General features: G+C 72.3%; 15 protein-coding genes. 7 read left to right on the plus strand and 8 right to left on the minus strand.

Features of this window, described 5'->3' with window-relative positions:
• Nucleotides 1-111 precede the first annotated feature (111 nt).
• Nucleotides 112-1,059 (plus strand): hydroxymethylbilane synthase, encoded by a 948-nt coding sequence (hemC, locus tag RGD00_RS03075; protein ID WP_310455787.1) that lies wholly within the window; start codon nt 112-114, stop codon nt 1,057-1,059.
• A 235-nt stretch (nt 1,060-1,294) separates the two neighbouring features.
• Here hemC and RGD00_RS03080 read toward each other — a convergent pair whose 3' ends face one another.
• Nucleotides 1,295-1,960 (minus strand): arylesterase, encoded by a 666-nt coding sequence (locus RGD00_RS03080; RefSeq protein ID WP_310455789.1) that lies wholly within the window; start codon nt 1,958-1,960, stop codon nt 1,295-1,297.
• 40 nt (nt 1,961-2,000) lie between these two features.
• Between RGD00_RS03080 and RGD00_RS03085 the strand changes: the two genes are divergently transcribed.
• From RGD00_RS03085 to xth, 3 genes are all read left to right on the plus strand, one after another.
• Nucleotides 2,001-2,711, plus strand: a complete 711-nt coding sequence (locus RGD00_RS03085; protein WP_310455790.1) for an ABC transporter ATP-binding protein — start codon at nt 2,001-2,003, stop codon at nt 2,709-2,711.
• A gap of 112 nt (nt 2,712-2,823) precedes the next feature.
• Nucleotides 2,824-5,358 (plus strand): ABC transporter permease, encoded by a 2,535-nt coding sequence (locus RGD00_RS03090; protein ID WP_310455791.1) that lies wholly within the window; start codon nt 2,824-2,826, stop codon nt 5,356-5,358.
• 282 nt (nt 5,359-5,640) lie between these two features.
• Nucleotides 5,641-6,420 carry an exodeoxyribonuclease III gene (xth, locus tag RGD00_RS03095; RefSeq protein WP_310455792.1) on the plus strand — a complete coding sequence of 260 codons (780 nt, stop codon included), beginning with the start codon at nt 5,641-5,643 and terminating at the stop codon, nt 6,418-6,420.
• A 24-nt stretch (nt 6,421-6,444) separates the two neighbouring features.
• Here xth and RGD00_RS03100 read toward each other — a convergent pair whose 3' ends face one another.
• Both RGD00_RS03100 and dksA read right to left on the minus strand, forming a co-directional pair.
• Nucleotides 6,445-7,650 carry an FAD-dependent monooxygenase gene (locus tag RGD00_RS03100; RefSeq protein WP_425603352.1) on the minus strand — a complete coding sequence of 402 codons (1,206 nt, stop codon included), beginning with the start codon at nt 7,648-7,650 and terminating at the stop codon, nt 6,445-6,447.
• Between the two features lie 83 nt (nt 7,651-7,733).
• Nucleotides 7,734-8,156, minus strand: a complete 423-nt coding sequence (gene dksA, locus RGD00_RS03105; RefSeq protein ID WP_310455794.1) for an RNA polymerase-binding protein DksA — start codon at nt 8,154-8,156, stop codon at nt 7,734-7,736.
• A gap of 223 nt (nt 8,157-8,379) precedes the next feature.
• On the opposite strand from dksA, the gene RGD00_RS03110 reads away from it, so the two are divergent.
• Nucleotides 8,380-9,219 (plus strand): AAA family ATPase, encoded by an 840-nt coding sequence (locus RGD00_RS03110; protein WP_310455903.1) that lies wholly within the window; start codon nt 8,380-8,382, stop codon nt 9,217-9,219.
• A 79-nt stretch (nt 9,220-9,298) separates the two neighbouring features.
• Here RGD00_RS03110 and RGD00_RS03115 read toward each other — a convergent pair whose 3' ends face one another.
• The 3 genes from RGD00_RS03115 to neuC all read right to left on the minus strand — a co-directional run bounded on the left by RGD00_RS03115 (nt 9,299) and on the right by neuC (nt 12,552).
• On the minus strand, nt 9,299-9,973 hold the full coding sequence (locus tag RGD00_RS03115; RefSeq protein WP_310455796.1) for an acylneuraminate cytidylyltransferase family protein: 675 nt from the start codon (nt 9,971-9,973) through the stop codon (nt 9,299-9,301).
• Nucleotides 9,970-11,298 carry a 3-deoxy-D-manno-octulosonic acid transferase gene (locus RGD00_RS03120; RefSeq protein WP_310455797.1) on the minus strand — a complete coding sequence of 443 codons (1,329 nt, stop codon included), beginning with the start codon at nt 11,296-11,298 and terminating at the stop codon, nt 9,970-9,972. The genes RGD00_RS03115 and RGD00_RS03120 overlap by 4 nt, the downstream gene beginning before the upstream one ends.
• Nucleotides 11,299-11,430: 132 nt before the next feature.
• Nucleotides 11,431-12,552 carry a UDP-N-acetylglucosamine 2-epimerase gene (neuC, locus tag RGD00_RS03125; protein WP_310455799.1) on the minus strand — a complete coding sequence of 374 codons (1,122 nt, stop codon included), beginning with the start codon at nt 12,550-12,552 and terminating at the stop codon, nt 11,431-11,433.
• Nucleotides 12,553-12,675: 123 nt separating this feature from the next.
• On the opposite strand from neuC, the gene RGD00_RS03130 reads away from it, so the two are divergent.
• On the plus strand, nt 12,676-13,707 hold the full coding sequence (locus tag RGD00_RS03130) for a polysaccharide pyruvyl transferase family protein (RefSeq protein ID WP_310455801.1): 1,032 nt from the start codon (nt 12,676-12,678) through the stop codon (nt 13,705-13,707).
• 3 nt (nt 13,708-13,710) lie between these two features.
• On the opposite strand, the gene RGD00_RS03135 is transcribed toward RGD00_RS03130, so the two are convergent.
• Together RGD00_RS03135 and RGD00_RS03140 are read right to left on the minus strand one after the other, a co-directional pair.
• Nucleotides 13,711-14,622 carry a glycosyltransferase gene (locus RGD00_RS03135; RefSeq protein WP_310455802.1) on the minus strand — a complete coding sequence of 304 codons (912 nt, stop codon included), beginning with the start codon at nt 14,620-14,622 and terminating at the stop codon, nt 13,711-13,713.
• Nucleotides 14,619-15,647, minus strand: a complete 1,029-nt coding sequence (locus tag RGD00_RS03140) for an N-acetylneuraminate synthase family protein (RefSeq protein WP_310455803.1) — start codon at nt 15,645-15,647, stop codon at nt 14,619-14,621. Before RGD00_RS03140 ends, RGD00_RS03135 begins: the two co-directional genes overlap by 4 nt.
• Nucleotides 15,648-15,760: 113 nt before the next feature.
• Here RGD00_RS03140 and RGD00_RS03145 point away from each other — a divergent pair, with 113 nt between their 5' ends.
• A complete protein-coding gene (locus RGD00_RS03145) occupies nt 15,761-16,906 on the plus strand; it encodes an RsmB/NOP family class I SAM-dependent RNA methyltransferase (protein WP_310455804.1) in 1,146 nt (381 codons plus the stop codon).
• The last annotated feature ends 26 nt before the right edge of the window (nt 16,907-16,932 follow it).

The raw sequence follows: 16,932 nt of genomic DNA on the forward strand, positions 1-16,932 counted from the left end.
GCGGCGCCCCTGCCTTGCCCGCCGCGCCCGGGTTGTCAATAGCATCGGGACGGGACAGGCGGGCCAAGCGGGGGAGTTGCCAGCGCCGCGCCCCGGCGCTAAGGCAGGGCCATGACCCAAGCCCTGCCCACCCCGCTTTCCCCCCTGCGCATCGGCACCCGCGGCTCGCCGCTCGCGCTTGCACAGGCGCATGAGACGCGCGACCGGCTGATGGCGGCGCATGGCCTGCCCGCCGAGGCGTTCGAGATCGTGGTCATCAAGACCACGGGCGACCGCGTGCTCGACCGGCCGCTGAAGGACATCGGCGGCAAGGGCCTGTTCACCAAGGAAATCGAGGACGCGCTGCTCGACGGCTCCATCGACATCGCGGTGCATTCGATGAAGGACATGCCGGTGGCGCAGCCCGCCGGGCTGGCGCTCGACTGCTACCTGCCGCGCGAGGATGTGCGCGATGCCTTCGTCTCGCCCCATGTCGAACGGCTGGCGGATCTGCCGCAGGGCGCGGTGGTGGGCTCGTCGTCCCTGCGCCGGCGGGCGCAGCTGGCGTATCGGCGGCCCGACCTGAAACTGGTCGAATTCCGCGGCAACGTGCAGACGCGGTTGCAGAAGCTGGCCGATGGCGTGGCGGTGGCGACGTTCCTGGCGATGGCGGGGCTGAACCGGTTGGGCCGCGCCGATGTCGCGCGGTCGGCGATCGCGGTGGAAGACATGCTGCCCGCCGTGGCGCAGGGCGCCATCGGGGTGGAACGGCGCGCGGGCGACGCGCGCGCGGCGGCGCTGCTGGCGGCGATCCATGACGGGCCCACGGGGCTGCGGCTGGCGGCGGAACGGGCCTATCTGGCAACGCTCGACGGCAGTTGCCAGACCCCGATCGCGGGGCTGGCCCTGCTGGAAGGGGACGAGATCTGGCTGCGCGGCGAGATCCTGCGCCCCGACGGGTCGGAGGCCATCGCCGGCGAGGCCCGCGGCCCCGCGGCCGACGGCGCGGCTTTGGGCGATGATCTGGCCCGGCGGCTGCTGGCCCAGGCCCCGCGCGGGTTCTTCGACGCGCACCCGTAGCGCCGACCGGGGCCGAAGCCGGGGCAAGCCCCGGCCTGTGGACGTATGGATCATGATGCGTCCCGCCGGGCGATGGTGCCGGTGCTTCCGTTGGTGGCGCGCCGCGCCACCGGCAGAACCGCCGGGCGGGGCGGTCGCCGGGGAGGAGCAGCCATTTCATCTTGCCCCAAATACTCCCGCCGGAGGCTGCCGACAGCACACACGGGGCACAAGCCGTGGGAGGAAGGTCCGGCGCTCAGCCCCCCGCCTCGATCCGCGCCAGCAGGTCGAGCACCCTGGGCCCGAGCGCCTCGACCACCAGATCAACACCGGCGGCGGAGGGGTGGATGCCGTCGGGCTGTATCAGCCGGGCGCGGGCGGCGGGGTCTTCCAGCGCGCCCATCAGCGGGGCCATGAGGTTTTCGGCCAGCAGCGCGCCGTGGCGGGTGGCGAGATCGGGATAGATCGCCTCGAACTCCGCCTTGTAGGCGGGGCCGTAGTTGCCCGGCGCCGCCATGCCGACCAGCAGCACCGGCAGGCCCTTTCCGCCCGCCGCGGTCAGGATCGCGTCCAGATTGGCGCGCGCCTCGGCCGGGGGCAGGCCGCGCAGCATGTCGTTGCCGCCGAGCGCGACGATGATCCCGTCCGCCGGTTCGGCCAGCGTCCAGCCGATGCGGGCCGCGCCGCCTGCGGTGGTGTCGCCCGACACGCCCGCGTTCACCAGCCGCACCGCCGCCCCCTGCGCGCGCAGCCAGCCTTCCAGCCGCGGCACCAGCCCCTGTTCGGGGGCGAGGCCATAGCCCTGCGTCAGGCTGTCGCCGAAGGCGATGATGACATGTTCGCCTTCCGCCGCGGCGGGGGTGGCAAGGGGGGCAAGGATCAGCAAAAGCATGGCAAGAAGCTTGCCGAATGCCTGTGGCATCCCATATGCGGCAGTGCAGAACCGACCGAGGAGCCCCCGCATGCCCGAGACAGACCGCAGCACCGGCCCCGCCATCGAACTGAACGACGCAAGGCTGGTGCTGGACGGCAATGCCGGGCCGGTGGCGATCCTGCACGGGATCGGCCTGACGGTGGCGCGGGGGGAAAGCGTGGGGCTGGTCGGGCCTTCGGGGTCGGGCAAATCGTCGCTCCTGATGCTCATGGGCGGGCTGGAACGGGCCACGTCGGGCACCGTGCGGGCGCTCGGCCAGGACCTCACCGCGATGGACGAGGACCGGCTGGCGCGGTTCCGCAGGGGGAATATGGGGGTGGTGTTCCAGTCCTTCCACCTGATTCCGACGATGACGGCGCTGGAAAATGTCGCGATCCCGCTGGAAATCGCCGGGGCGGAGGATGCCTTCGCCCGGGCGGAGGCGGAATTGCGCGCCGTGGGGCTCGGCGCGCGGATGGACCATTACCCGGCGCAGCTGTCGGGGGGCGAACAGCAGCGCGTGGCGCTGGCCCGCGCGGTGGTGGCGCGGCCGGCGATCCTGCTGGCGGACGAGCCGACGGGCAACCTCGACGGCGCGACGGGGGCGGCGATCATGGAACTGCTGTTCGGCCTGCGCGACCGGCACGGGGCGACGCTGGTGCTGGTGACGCATGCGCCGGACCTTGCCGCGCGCTGCGACCGGGTGGTGCGGCTGGCCGACGGCCGGCTGGCGCCGACGGCGGCGGAGGCCGCGGCATGAGCGGGCGGGGCGCGGATCTTCCTGCCGGAAGATCCGCCGCGCGGCGGCGGGGGCGCGGGCTGAAGCCCGCGCAGCGGGCGCCGGGCCTGCGTCGGGGGCGGGGGCAACCGGCATGGGGCTGAGGCTGGCGGCACGGATCGCCCGGCGCGAATTGCGCGGCGGGTTCGCGGGGTTGCGGGTGCTGCTGGTCTGCCTCGCGCTCGGCGTGGCGGCCATCGCGGCGGTGGGGGTGGTGCGCGCCTCGATCGCGGCGGGGCTCGACCGGCAGGGGGCGGTGCTTCTGGGCGGCGATGCGCAGATGGAATTCACCTACCGCTTCGCCGCACCCGAGGAACGCGCCTTCATGGACCGCGTGGCCGGGGCGGTGTCGGAGGTGGTGGATTTCCGGTCCCTCGCCGTGGTGGGCGCGGGCGAGGGGGCCGACCGCGCGCTGACCCAGGTCAAGGCGGTGGACGGGCTCTGGCCGCTTCTGGGCGCGCCGGTGCTGGACCCGCCGATGGGTATCGCCGCGGCGCTGGCGGGCGTGGATGGCCTGCCCGGCGCGGTGATGGACCCGGTGCTGGCCGACCGTCTGGGGCTGGCCGCGGGCGGGCGCTTCCGTCTCGGGCTACAGGAGTTCGTGCTGATGGCCCTGCTGGTCCGCGAACCCGACGCGGCGCTCGGCGGGATCGGCCTTGGGCCCCGCACCATCGTCGCCACCCCGGCGCTGGCGGATTCGGGCCTGTTGCAGCCCGGCACGCTGTTCCAGACGCAATACCGCCTGCGCCTGCCGCCGGGGACCGCGCTCGCCCCCCTGCGGGCAGAGGCGGTGGCGGCCTTCCGCGACACCGGCATGCGCTGGCAGGACCGCACCCGCGCCGCCCCGGGGGTGGAGCGGTTCGTGGACCGGATCGGGGCGTTTCTGGTCATCGTCGGGCTGGCGGGGCTGATCGTCGGCGGCGTGGGCGTGGCGGCGGCGGTGCGCGCCTGGCTCGACCGGCGGGTCGAGGGGATGGCGACGCTGCGGGTGCTGGGGGCCGATACCGGCACGCTGGTGGCGGCGGCGCTGATGCAGGTGGGCGCGATCGCCCTGGCGGGTGTGGTTCTGGGGCTGGTGATCGGCGCGGGCCTGCCGATGGCGGCGGCGCCGCTGCTGGCCGCGGCTTTGCCGGTGCCGGCGGTGTTCGCCCCCTGGCCCGCGCCGCTGGCCGAGGCCGCGTTCTACGGGCTGATGACGGCGGCGCTCTTCACGCTCTGGCCGCTGGCGCGGGTGACGCGGATCAAGGCGGCGGCGCTTTACCGGGCCTCGGCGGGCGGGGCGGGGGGCTGGCCGGGTGCGGCCTGGGTCGCGGCCATCGCCGCGCTGGCGGTGGCGCTGGTCGCGGCGGCGGCGCTGCTGTCGGGTGCGGCGGCGCTCGCGCTCTGGTCGGCGGCGGGGATCATGGCGGCGCTGGTGGTGCTGTGGGCGGCGGCGCGGGCGGTGCGCTGGCTCGCGCGGCGGCTGGCGCGGGCGCGGGCGGTACGGGGGCGGCCGGGGCTGCGGCTGGCGCTGGCCGCCATCGGCGCGCCGGGGGCGGAAACGGGGGCGGTGATCCTGTCGCTCGGCCTCGGGCTGTCGGTGCTGGCGGCGGTGGGGCAGATCGACACCAACCTGCGCCGCGCCATCGCGCAGGACCTGCCGGACCGCGCACCGGCCTATTTCTTCGTCGATATCCAGAACGACCAGATCGGGGCCTTCCGCGAACGGCTGGAATCCGACCCGGGCGTCAGCCGCATCGACAGCGCGCCGATGCTGCGCGGGATCCTGACGCGGATCAACGGCCGCCCGGCGGCAGAGGTCGCGGGCGACCACTGGGTGCTGCGCGGCGACCGGGGCGTCAGCTATGCCGTCACACCGCCGCCCAACACCACGATCACCGCCGGGCGCTGGTGGCCCGCCGGCCACGAGGGCCCGCCCGAGGTGAGCTTTGCCGCGGACGAGGCCGCCGAACTGGGGCTGACCCTCGGCGACCGGATCACCGTCAACATCCTCGGCCGCGACATCGAGGCCGAGATCACCAGCCTGCGCGAGGTGCGGTTCGAGACGGCGGGGATCGGCTTCGTCATGATCATGTCGCCCGACGCGCTGGCCGGCGCGCCGCATACCCATATCGCCACCGTCTATGCCGCCCCCGAACGCGAGGCCCCGATCCTGCGCGAGACCGCGGGCGCCTTTCCCAACATCACGGCGATCCGGGTGCGCGAGGCGGTGGAACGCGCGGCCGAGGCGCTTTCCGCCATCGCCTCGGCCACCGCGCTGGCGGCGGGGGTGACGCTGCTGACCGGGATGGTGGTGCTGATCGCGGCCGCCGCGGCGGGCGAACGCGCGCGGCTTTACGAGGCGGCGGTGCTGCGCACGCTCGGCGCCACGCGGGGGCGGATATTGGCGTCCTTCGCGCTCAGGGCCGCGCTGATGGGGGCGGCGGCGGGGGCGGTGGCGATCCTTGCCGGCGCGGCGGGGGCCTGGGCGGTGATGACCTTCGTGATGGAGGCGCCCTTCGCCTTCGCCCCCCTTCCCGCGCTGGCCATCGTCGCGGGGGGCGTGGGCGCGGTGCTGCTGGCGGGGCTGGCCTTCGCGCTGCGCCCGCTGGCGGCGCGCCCGGCGCAGGTGCTGCGCGCGCGGGATTGAGGCGCCGCTTCGGGTAGGGGGGCGGCGCCGGGGCGCTGCCCGTGCCGGCTGGTTCCCGAACCAGCGGCGAACCATCCGGCATCCAAGGATATTCAAGGACAGAAAGTGAACAGGGTCGGAGTTTGAGAACCGCCCTGTTCACTTTCTGTCCATAAATATCCCCGCCGGAGGCCACCGGCATCTCCGCCCGCGCCACCGCCGGGCAAGGCGCCCTGGTGCCGCCACATGGGCTTGGCCCGGGGGCGCGGGGCGGATAGAAGGGGGCAGCGCAGGGGGGCGGGCATGCGGATAGCGACCTTCAACATCAACGGCGTCAAGGCGCGGATCGACACGCTTCTGGGCTGGCTTTCGGCCTCGCGGCCCGATGTCGCGCTGTTGCAGGAGATCAAGTCGGTCGACGAGGCCTTTCCGCGCGGGGCGATCGAGGATCTGGGCTACCGGGTCGAGACCCACGGCCAGAAGGGGTTCAACGGCGTCGCCATCCTGTCGCGCCTGCCGCTGACCGATGTCCTGCGCGGCCTGCCGGGGGGCGAGGGCGACGAACATGCGCGCTGGATCGAGGCGACGGTGACGGGCACGCGCCCGGTGCGGGTCGCGGGGCTCTACCTGCCCAACGGCAATCCCGCGCCGGGGCCCAAGTTCGACTACAAGCTGTCCTGGATGGAACGCATGCGCATGCGCGCGGCGGCCCTGCTGGCGACCGAGGATCCGGTGGTGATGGCGGGCGACTACAACGTCATCCCGCAGGCAGAGGACGCCGCCCGCCCCGAGGCCTGGGTGACGGATGCGCTCTACCGTCCCGAAAGCCGCGCCGCCTTCCGCCGCATCCTGCATCTGGGCTATACCGATGCCTTCCGCGCCCGGGTGCCGGGCCCCGGCCACTACAGTTTCTGGGACTATCAGGCGGGGGCGTGGGAACGGAACAACGGCATCCGCATCGACCACCTGCTGCTGTCGCCGCAGGCCGCCGACCTGCTGGCCGATACGGGGATCGAACGGGCGTTGCGCGGGCAGGAAAAACCCTCGGACCATGTGCCGGTCTGGGTCGAACTGGACGCCTGACCCCCGCCGGGTTCGCGCCGCGCCTCAGCCCGCGGTCACGTCGTGATCGTAGATCCAATCGAACCGGCGCAGCATCGCGCCGGGGGCGAGGCTGCCGGCCAGCCGCAGGCCCAGATGCGCGACCTCGCGCGGCAGGCCGCCCAGGTGATAGGCGCGGGCATTGGCATTCGCCGCCTCGACGATGCGGGCGCAGCGGGGGACGCGGGCGGCCTGATAGGCGGCCAGCGCCGGGGCGAGGCCCGCGGCATCCTCGGCCCCGGCGAGTTTCTGGGCCAGCACCCAGGCATCCTCCAGCGCCATGTTCGCCCCCTGCGCGAGGAAGGGCAGGGTGGGATGTGCGGCATCGCCCAGGATCGCCGCCGCGCCCTGCGCACCCGTCCAGACCCAGTGCCGGGCGACATGGTGGCGGTGCAGGCCCCAGAGCCAGCAGTCCTCGACCTGATCGAGCCAGCCGCGCACCCTTGGCCCGAAGCCCGAAAACGCCAGCCGCAGCGCGATCGGGTCGTCCTTCAGCGCCCATCCCTCTTCCGTCCAGCGGTCGCGTTCCTCGATGGCGACGATGTTGCGCAGCGCGCCGCCGCGCAGGGGATAGCTGACGACATGGCGGCCCGCGCCCATATGGACCTCTGCCGCCGCGGGCGCATCGGGTTCGGCCGGGATCACCGCGCGCCAGGCGGCCTGCCGGGTGAAGAAGGGCTTGGCCGCGCCATCGTGCGGGCCGTTCAGCGCGTGGCGCAGCACCGAATGCAACCCGTCGGCGCCGATCACCAGCCCGGGACGCAGCCCCTGACCGGCGGCATCGTGCAGCACCGGGCCATCGGGGCCGAGGTCCACCATCGCTATCCGCCGGCCGGTGGTGATCGTCACCCCCGCCGCGCGCGCGCCTGCCGCCAGCAGGTCGATCAGGTCGGCACGGTGGAGGAAACGGTATTCCTGCCCGGGCCGCAACCGGCCCAGATCGAGCCGCGCCACCAGCCCGCCATCGCGGCCGTCGCGCAGTTCCACCGCCGCGGCGCGCAGGCCGGCATCGGCGAATGCCTCGCCCAGGCCGAGCGCGCGCAGCACCCGCGCGCCGTTGGGGCTGATCTGAAGGCCCGCGCCGACCTCCTGAATAGCGCCGGCCTGTTCCAGCACCTCGACCCGCGCGCCCTTCAGCGCCAGCGCGCGCGCCACGGCGAGCCCCGCGATCCCCGCGCCCAGAACCGTGATCTTCTGCCCGTCGAGCCGCATCGCCGCCTCCTGAAACGCCGCACGCCGGAGCATAGCCCCGGCGCGCCGCATCCTTCCAGCCCTGCCGGCCCCGGGGGGCAGGATCAATCGTCGCGGTGCACGCGCTCGCGCCGCTCGTGGCGTTCCTGCGCCTCGAGCGTCATCGTGGCGATGGGCCGCGCGTCCAGCCGCTTGAGGCTGATCGGTTCGCCCGTCATCTCGCAATAGCCGTATTCGCCGCTGTCGATCCGCCGCAGCGCGGCGTCGATCTTGGCGATCAGCTTGCGCTGGCGGTCGCGGGTGCGCAGTTCCAGCGCGCGGTCGGTTTCCTCGCTGGCGCGGTCGGCCAGGTCGGGAACGTTGCGGGCGCTGTCGGACAGGCCCTCGATCGTCTCGGCGGATTGTTCCAGCAATTCCTGCTTCCAGACCAGAAGTTTCCGGCGAAAGTATTCGAGCTGGCGATCGTTCATGAAGGGCTCGTCCTCGGCGGGACGGTAATCGTCTGGCAGAAAGATTTCTGCTTTCATCCTTGCTACCTCTTGAACGCCGGATCGCTGCATGATGTTTCCGCGGTCCTCCGGCACCATTGCGGCTGCACTTAGCCGATGCCCCCGCCAATGTCACTACACATTGCGTCCGCCGGGGTGCTTTTGCTGTCGCAGCAGGGCGGTGCGGGCGCTTGCAAATGGCCCGCGCTGGCCTTAACCCCGAAGGCTGGACCCAAAGCCGACCCCGGAGGCCCCGATGACCATGCGGTTCCAGAGCACCGAGACCTATGTCGCCACCGGCGACCTGACCGTCGCCGTCAATGCCGCGGTGACGCTGGAACGCCCGCTGCTGGTCAAGGGCGAGCCGGGGACGGGCAAGACCGAACTCGCGCGTCAGGTGGCGGCGAGCCTCGGGCTGCCGATCATCGAATGGCATGTGAAATCCACCACCCGGGCGCAGCAGGGGCTTTACGAATACGATGCCGTCAGCCGGCTGCGCGACAGCCAGCTGGGCGATGCGCGGGTGCAGGACGTGGCCAACTACATCCGCAAGGGCAAGCTGTGGCAGGCGTTCGAGGCCGAGGGCCGCGTGGTGCTGCTGATCGACGAGATCGACAAGGCCGATATCGAGTTTCCCAACGACCTGTTGCAGGAACTGGACCGGATGGAGTTCTTCGTCTACGAGACCGGCGAGACCATCCGTGCCCGGCACCGCCCGGTGGTCATCATCACCTCGAACAACGAAAAGGAACTGCCCGACGCCTTTCTGCGGCGCTGCTTCTTCCACTATATCCGTTTCCCGGACATGGAGGTGATGAAGGCCATCGTGCAGGTCCATTTCCCGGGCATCAAGGAGGCGCTGCTGACCGAGGCGCTGACCCAGTTCTTCGAATTGCGCGAGACGCCGGGGCTGAAGAAGAAGCCCTCGACCTCCGAGGTGCTGGATTGGCTGAAACTGCTGCTGGCCGAGGATCTGGGGCCCGAGGATCTGAAACGCGATCCGGCGCAGCTGCTGCCCAAGCTGCACGGGGCGCTGCTGAAGAACGAACAGGACGTGCATCTGTTCGAGCGGCTGGCCTTCATGGCGCGGGCGCGGCGGTAGGTGCGGTTTGCGCCGGGGGTGAGGGCGGCGGCGGGGGCCAGCCCCCGCACCCCCGGAGTATTTTCGGCAAGATGAAGTCTCAGGCGCGGTTCTTGAGGGCGGCTTCGGCGCGGGCGAAGTCGGCTTCGGTGTCGATGTCCTGGGCGCGTTCGGGGGGCATTTCGACGGCGCCGATGCTGTCGGTGGCGAGGCGCCCGCGCAGGCGGAACCAGTCGGCGGCAAAGACATAGACCGCGCCGTTGGGGCGGTGGACCGGCGGCAGGGCCTGCCGGTTCATGAAGCAGAAGGCGGGGTCCTGGAGCGGGCGGAAGGCGCCGTCCTCGATCCGGCCCCATTTCAGCACCCCGGCATCGGCGGGGCTGACCGACATGACCAGATCGAACCGGCCCGTTGCATGCAGCGCGATCCCGGCGCGGATGTCATCCAGGCTGCGCAGCGGCGAGGTGGCTTGCAGCAGCACGACGCGCGCGGGGCCGGGGATCTGCGCCAGCGCATGGGCGATCACCGGGTCCATCGGCGTCGTGTCGGCCGCAAGATCCGCGGGGCGGGGCAGGAGCGTCACCCCGGGCCCGGGATCGGCGGCGAGGATTTCGGGGATGTCGGTCGAGACCACCACCCGCGCGCCGGCGGCCAGCCCCTGATCCACCGCGCGCCGCCACAGCGGTATGCCGCCAAGCGGGCGCAGATTCTTGCCCGGCAGGCCCTTGGACCCTGCACGCACCGGGACGAGGGCGATCAGCGGCAGGTCGGTCATCTGCGGTCCTCCAGCAGGGGGGCGATGCGGGCCAGCGTGCGGGCGGCGGCGCCGGCATGGGCGGCGAAGAACGCCTCGGCCCGGTCGGCGGCCTGTGCCTGCGCCGCGGGGTCGGTCAGCAGCACGGCCAGCCGGTCGGCCAGTGCTGCGGCATCGGGGCAGATGGTCAGCACGCCTTCGGCCTGTGCTTCCTGCCCCGGGTACTCGATGGTCCAGACATGGGGGCCGGTCAGCACGGGGCGGCGCAGGGCGAGGGGTTCGATGATGTTGTGCGCCCCCTTGGGGACGAAGCCGCCGCCGACCACCACCGCCTGCGCGAGGGCGAGGTAGAAATACATCTCGCCCATCGAATCGCCCAGAAGGATGTCGGCCCCGGCCAGGGCGGCGGGGTCGGGGGCGTGCAGGGCGGCATCCAGCGCCGCGCTGCGCCGCGCGACGCGCAGGCCCGCGGCGGTCAGCCGGCCGGCCGTGGCGTCGAACAGTTCCGGCGCGCGCGGCACCCAGACGGCCAGCAGCCCCGGCACCCGTTCCCGCAGGCGGGAAAGGGCGTCGAGGTAAAGGTCTTCCTCGCCCGCCACCACGCTCGCCAGCGTCACCACCGGGCGGCCCGCCAGCAGGGGCGCCAGCGCCGCGGCGGCGGCCGGTTGCGCGGGCGGGATCGGCTGGTCGAACCGCAGTTCCCCCCCCACCGACACCCCCGGCGCGCCGAGCGCGCGGAACCGTTCGGCATGGCGGGCCGATTTCGCCAGAACGCCGCTGACGCCCCGCAGCGGATGGCCGATCCAGCGCGCCAGCCGCTGCGCGCGCGGCCAGCTTTTCGCCGGGATCTGGCTGTTCACCAGATAGAGCGGCACGCCCGCCTTTGCGGCCTCTGCGATCATCACCGGCCAGATCTCGATCTCCAGCACCAGCCACAGCCGGGGCCGCGCGCGGGCATAGAGGCGGCGCCAGTAGCGGCCCTGTTCCAGCGGCAGGTAGCGCGCGAGCAGCCGGCCTTCGGCGATCTCCGGTCCGAAGGCAGCCTCGGACGCGGCGCGGCCGGCGGGGGTCAGGTGGGTCGTCACCACCCGCGCGCCCCGGTCCAGCAGCGCGCGCACCAGCGGCACGGCGGACCGCATCTCGCCCAGGGACACCGCATGGACCCAGACCGCGCCCTCCAGCACCGGCCCGCCCCCGAGGCGTTCGTCCATATGCTGGCCATAGCGCGGATCGCGGCGCGCGCGGCGGCGGAAATAGGCCCGCACCAGCGGCAGCGCCAGCCACCAGCCGAGCCGGTAGGCCGTCAGCGCCAGACGCAGGCGCAGGGGAAGGCGGGTGGGGGGCATCCGGGGCTCCTTTCGCCCTTGGCATAGCGCGGGGGGCGGCGGGGGGAAAGCCCGCAGCGCCCCGCGCGGGGGCGTCTGTCGGGAGCGCGCCGCGTGGGGATACTTGAAGGACAGAAAGTGGAGGGGGCGGGGTCAGCCGACGTCGCGGAAGGTCTTTTGCAGGGGCGCGGCCCAGAAGGCCGGGTCCTGCACCGCGGTGACGAAGCGGTCCGCCGCCCGCCCTTCGCCGAAGGCGGCGTGCGAGGGGTAGCGGCGGCCCCATTCGCATGCCAGGAACGCCGCGATCGCCGCCCCGTCATCCGCCGCGCAATGATGCACCGAGGGCGAGGCCGCGCGGTTCGTCTGCCGGGTGCCCACGTCGAGCGAGGGGATGCCGAGGAACGGCGCCTCGCGCACCCCGGCCGAGGAATTGCCGAGGATGCAGGCCGCGTTCTTCATCAGTTCGGAAAAATGCGCGAACCGCATCGAGGGGATGCGGCGGAACCGATCCGCGGGCAGGGCGTCGATCACGCGGAAGATCGCCTCGGAACCGGGGTCGTTGTTGGGCAGGATGACGACGACGTTCTTCCCCGACGCCTCCAGCGCGCCGAAGAAGGCGGCGGCCTGCGCGCCCATCTGCGCGGCCTCGGAGGTCACGGGATGCAGCGTGGCGATGCCGTAGTCGTCGAACGGGATCGCATAGCGCGCCCGCACCTCGGCCAGCGTCACGCCCGAGGGCGCGCCGTGCTTGTCGAGTTCGGGCGAGCCGATGGCATGGATGCTTTCCGGCGCCTCGCCGAGCGCCATGACGCGGGCGCGGGCGGCGTCGGAACTGACGAAATGCACATGCGCGAGCTTGGTGTTGCAGTGCCGGTACACCTCGTCGATGGTGCCCGACACCTCGCCCCCCTCGACATGCGCGCAGCGGATGTAATTGGTGGCGCAGACCAGCGCGCAGGCCAGCGCCTCCACCCGGTCGCCATGCACCACCACCAGATCGGGGCGGTGTTCGGCGATATAGTCGGAAAAGCCCACCACGGTCTTGGCCAGGATCATGTCCTGCGGGTCGCCCTCGCGCTGGTTGAGGAATTCGGCCACCGCGACGCCGGGCATGCGGTGGACCTCGATCTTGGTGCGCCCGTAGCGGTCCATCATATGCATGCCGGTGACGAAGAAACCGACCGCGAAGCCCGCGTCGCGGGCGGCGAGCGCAAGCGGTTCCAGCTTGCCGAAATCGGCGCGGGTGCCGGTGACGAAGAGGATCTGGCGTGTCATCCCCGCTTCATCCCGCATTTGGGCGCGCGGGGCAACGGGCTTGCGCGCCGCCTTTCCCCGCGCGGGGGGCTGCGGTAAGGTCGTCCCCGGCCCCGGTCCCGGCCCCAGATGGAAGAACAGCGCATGTCCGGCAAGAAGATCGTCCTGATGAACCATACCGACATGCAGGGCCACCATTTCGGCTGTGCGCGCGTGATGCGGCTGATCGAGGAGGGGCTGACCGCGCGGGGCTGCGTGATCCATGCCCGGCTCGACGGCAAGGAGGACTGGCGCACCAACCCCGTCTCGCTGCGGCTTCTGGCCGGTTGCGACGCCATCGTCATCAACGGCGAGGGCACGCTGCACCATGGCCGCAAGAAGGCCGGCTGGCTGATGGAGGTCGCGGCGCATGAGGTGACGCGGGGCAAGGAACTGGCGCTGGTCAATGCGCTCTATCAGGAAAACCCCGACGGTTGGGCGCCGCTTCTGCAACGCTTTGCCCATCTCTATGCCCGCGACAGCCGCAGCGCGGCCGAAATGTCGCGTCAGGCGGGGCGGCCCGTCGCGCATTTCGGCGATCTGTCCACCAGCGCGGGGGCGGTGCCGGGGGCCGCGGTGCGCCACGGGATCATGGTGGGCGACTCGGTGCGCAATTCGGCCACCGCGCGGCTGGCCGGTCTGGCGGCGGAACTGGATCGGAGCGAGCCTGCGCGGCTGATCCCGCTGACCGTCTCGATGCGCGAGGAAAACCCCTATCGGCCGTGGCTGTCCCGCGCGCTGCGCCGCTGGACGGTCGCGATCCGCCAGCGCCGGATGCTGGCCCGCCATCCGCTGATGCGCTATCTGTCCTCCGAGGCCGAATATGTCGGGATGCTGCGCGCGGCCCGGCTGTCGGTCACGGGGCGGTTCCACGGGATCTGCCTGAACCTCGTGACCGCGACGCCGTTCATCGCCGTCACCTCCAACTCGTGGAAGATCGAGGCGCTGTTCGAGGATGCGGGGCTCGACCCCCGGCGGCTGGTCGCGCAGGACAGGCTGACGCCCGATCTGGTCCTGGGCACCGACTGGTCGTTTTCCGCCGGGGAAGAGGCGAATATCGCGGCTTTCCTGGCCCGCAGTCAGGCGGGGGCGGCGGCGATGTTCGATGCCATCGCCAGGCGCGGGCCGGCGGGCTGAGCGTCATCGCCCGCGCAGACGGTCGCCCAACCGGCAGGCGGCGAAATAAAGCCGCAGCGGGATCCGCCATTCCGCCGCCGCGGGCGAGGCCAGCACCTGCGCCGCCGTCGCCCGGTCGCCCGCACGGGCCAGCAGCTTCAGCCGCCGTTGCAGCAGATGGTGCCGGATCGCCGGCTGGCCCTGCAGCCAGTCGGCATGCCGGTCCAGGATCGCGCCGAAATATCCCGCCCGTTCGGCCGCCGTGCTGCGATGGGTCAGGTGCCCGGCGTTGCCGGATGCCGGGGTGGCGGCATGGTCGCGCACCAGAACCCCGGGCGCCGTGGCCCGGACCCCGCGCATTCCCGCCGACAGCAACCGGACGGCGAATTCGGTATCCTCGTTGACGCGGATGTCCTCGGCGATGCCGCCGGTCCGCACGAAGGCGCCCCGGTCGATCCAGAACCCGCAGCCGAGCCCGGCCAGCCGGCGGCGGAAGGGGGCATCGTCCAGCAGGGCGAATCCGGCGGCGGCATAGGGGGCAACCGGATCCGGCGGCGGGCCCGCGAACCGCTCGATGGCCGAAAATCCATAGCTGACCGCGGGATGCGCCGCGCGGAACGTGGCGACCCAGCCCGGATAGCCCGGCCGCATCAGATCGTCGTCGTCCAGAAACAGCACCGTGGCGCCCGATGCCGCCGCCACGCCGCAATTGCGCGCGCCCGAGGGGCCGGGGGTACGGTTGCTGACCACCACGCGCAGCCGCGGGTCGGCCAGCGCGGCCAGCGCATCGGCGGCGGGCACCCGGCCGCGGTCGTCGACCACCACCACCTCGCCGTCGGGCGGCAGGGCGGCCAGCGCCGAGGCGACGGCGGCGCGCAGGAAATCGGGACGGTCCTTGGTCGGGATGACGATCGTCAGCCCCGCATCCGTGCTCACCCCAGATCCCCCCATTTCAGCTGCGTGTTGCGCGTCACCGCCCGCGTCAGCCGCCTGCCCACCACCTTGTCGAAATCATAGGCGGGGATTTCCCCCGACCCCGGGCGGCGGGCCCAGATGTCGGATTCTGTGATCACATGGCCCGCCGGCAGGTCGGCATCGGCGACGACGGACCCGCGGGCAAAGCGGTAGACGTCTTCCTCGGGCGCGGTGCGCTGCTTGGGGTTGCGCGCGGCGGTCCAGATCTCGCGGCTGCGGTCCACCATCAGGCGCAGTTCGGCCGGGTCCATCGAATTGACGATGTCCGGCCCCTTGCGATAGCGCGTGTCGGTGAAGTGCCGTTCGAGGATGCAGGCGCCGAGTGCCACCGAGGCCAGCGCCATTTCCGGCCCGATGGAATGATCCGAAAACCCCACCACCGCGCGCGGGAAGGCGGCCTTGAGGTCGCTAACACCCCGCAGCGACACGATTTCCGGCGGCGAGGGGTAGAGGTTCGTGCATTCCAGCAACGCATAATCCACCCCCGCCGCGTCGAGGATGGCGACGCTGGCGCGGATCGACTCGATGGTCTGCATGCCGGTGGACAGGATCACCGGCTTGCCGAACCGCGCGATATGGCGGATCAGCGGCAGGTTGTCGGCCTCGCCCGAGCCGATCTTGAACGCGGGCACGCCGATTTCATAAAGGAAATCCGCCGCCTTGCGCGAAAACGGGGTGGAGATGTAGATGAGCCCGAGGCTTTCGGCGTAATCCTTCAGCGCCACCTCGTCATCCGCAGACAGCGCGCAGCGGGCCATCACCTCCCAGATCGACACATCGGCGTTCGGCGGAAAGATCGCCTTCGCCTCGTCCGTCATCTCGTCGTCGAGGAAATGCGTCTGGTGCTTGACGCATTCGCAACCCGCCGCGGCGGCAAGGCGCACCATCTCTTTCGCCACCGACAGATCGCCGCCGTGATTGATGCCGATTTCCGCGATCACCAGCGGCGGATGGTCGGGCGAAAGGGTGCGGTGCGCGATCTGCATGGGGGCCTCCGGCGGTTTCCGGGGTGATGCCATTTTCGCCGCCCCCGCGCAACGGGGCGGGTTGCGCGGGGGCGCGGGGCTGGTAGGAGGGGCGAAAGGCGAAGGGGGCGGCGATGACACCGGGGGCAAGGGCGCAGGCGGCGATTTCGGTGCTGGACCGGGTATTGGCGGGTGCGCCGGCCGAACAGGCGCTGACCAACTGGGCGCGGGCCAGCCGCTATGCCGGGTCGGGCGACCGGGCGGCGGTGCGCGATCTGGTCTTCGACGCGCTGCGCCGGCGGCGGTCTGCGGCGGCGCTTGGCGGGGGGGAAACGGGGCGCGGGCTGGTTCTGGGTCTCTTGCGCGATCAGGGCGCGGATGTGGCGGCGCTGTTCACCGGGCAGGGCCATGCGCCTGCGCCGCCGGGGCCGGAGGAGGCCGGGCGGGAACCGTCGGGGCTGGAGGCGCTCGACTGTCCCGACTGGCTGGCGCCTGCGCTGCGGGAGTCCCTGGGCGAGGATTTCGCCGCCGTCATGGGTCTTTTGCGCCAGCGCGCCCCGGTGTTCCTGCGCGTCAACACCCTGCGCGCGACGGTGGCCGGGGCGCAGGCGGCGCTGGCGGCCGAGGGGGTCGGGACACAGTTCAACCAACTTGCGAACACCGCACTGGAAGTCACGGAAGGCGCACGGAAAATATCGTCATCCGCTGCCTATCGCGAGGGGCTGGTGGAGCTACAGGATGCCGCCAGCCAGGCGGTGGTCGCGGCGCTGCCGCTTTCCGACGGCATGACGGTGCTGGACTATTGCGCCGGCGGCGGCGGCAAGACGCTGGCGATGGCGGCGCGGGCGCGGATCCGCCTGACCGCGCATGACGCCGACCCCCGCCGGATGGCCGACCTGCCCGCCCGCGCCGCCCGCGCCGGGGTGAAGGTGCAACTGACGGAAACCGCCCGCCTGCGGGGCCCGTTCGATCTGGTGCTGGCCGATGCGCCCTGTTCGGGGTCCGGCGCCTGGCGGCGGTCGCCGGAGGCGAAATGGCGGCTGACCCCCGACCGGCTGGCGGATCTGACCGCCACGCAAGACGCGGTTCTGGATGCCGCGGCGGCGCTGTCGGGCGGCTGGATCGCCTATGCCACCTGTTCGCTGCTGGCGGCGGAAAATGCCGACCGCGCGGCCGCCTTCCTTGCGCGCACCCCCGGCTGGCGGCTGGCCGGGGAACGGCGGCTGACGCCGCTGGACGGGGGCGACGGATTTTATCTGGCGCTGCTTCGCCGGGAATAGTTCCTGTTTTACGCAATCCGGGGTTG

This window comes from Ruixingdingia sedimenti, from assembly GCF_031432425.1.
In the GTDB taxonomy this organism is placed as follows: domain Bacteria; phylum Pseudomonadota; class Alphaproteobacteria; order Rhodobacterales; family Rhodobacteraceae; genus Ruixingdingia; species Ruixingdingia sedimenti.

What these genes read in the sequence shown, in the direction of transcription:
- RGD00_RS03110 (WP_310455903.1), top strand. Translation starts at nt 8,380, where the DNA reads ATGCGGTTCCAGAGCACCGAGACCTATGTCGCCACCGGCGACCTGACC.
- dksA (WP_310455794.1), bottom strand. Translation starts at nt 8,156, where the DNA reads ATGAAAGCAGAAATCTTTCTGCCAGACGATTACCGTCCCGCCGAGGAC.
- xth (WP_310455792.1), top strand. Translation starts at nt 5,641, where the DNA reads ATGCGGATAGCGACCTTCAACATCAACGGCGTCAAGGCGCGGATCGAC.
- hemC (WP_310455787.1), top strand. Translation starts at nt 112, where the DNA reads ATGACCCAAGCCCTGCCCACCCCGCTTTCCCCCCTGCGCATCGGCACC.
- neuC (WP_310455799.1), bottom strand. Translation starts at nt 12,552, where the DNA reads ATGACACGCCAGATCCTCTTCGTCACCGGCACCCGCGCCGATTTCGGC.
- RGD00_RS03140 (WP_310455803.1), bottom strand. Translation starts at nt 15,647, where the DNA reads ATGCAGATCGCGCACCGCACCCTTTCGCCCGACCATCCGCCGCTGGTG.
- RGD00_RS03085 (WP_310455790.1), top strand. Translation starts at nt 2,001, where the DNA reads ATGCCCGAGACAGACCGCAGCACCGGCCCCGCCATCGAACTGAACGAC.
- RGD00_RS03100 (WP_425603352.1), bottom strand. Translation starts at nt 7,650, where the DNA reads ATGCGGCTCGACGGGCAGAAGATCACGGTTCTGGGCGCGGGGATCGCG.
- RGD00_RS03130 (WP_310455801.1), top strand. Translation starts at nt 12,676, where the DNA reads ATGTCCGGCAAGAAGATCGTCCTGATGAACCATACCGACATGCAGGGC.
- RGD00_RS03080 (WP_310455789.1), bottom strand. Translation starts at nt 1,960, where the DNA reads ATGCCACAGGCATTCGGCAAGCTTCTTGCCATGCTTTTGCTGATCCTT.
- RGD00_RS03145 (WP_310455804.1), top strand. Translation starts at nt 15,761, where the DNA reads ATGACACCGGGGGCAAGGGCGCAGGCGGCGATTTCGGTGCTGGACCGG.
- RGD00_RS03120 (WP_310455797.1), bottom strand. Translation starts at nt 11,298, where the DNA reads ATGCCCCCCACCCGCCTTCCCCTGCGCCTGCGTCTGGCGCTGACGGCC.
- RGD00_RS03115 (WP_310455796.1), bottom strand. Translation starts at nt 9,973, where the DNA reads ATGACCGACCTGCCGCTGATCGCCCTCGTCCCGGTGCGTGCAGGGTCC.
- RGD00_RS03090 (WP_310455791.1), top strand. Translation starts at nt 2,824, where the DNA reads ATGGGGCTGAGGCTGGCGGCACGGATCGCCCGGCGCGAATTGCGCGGC.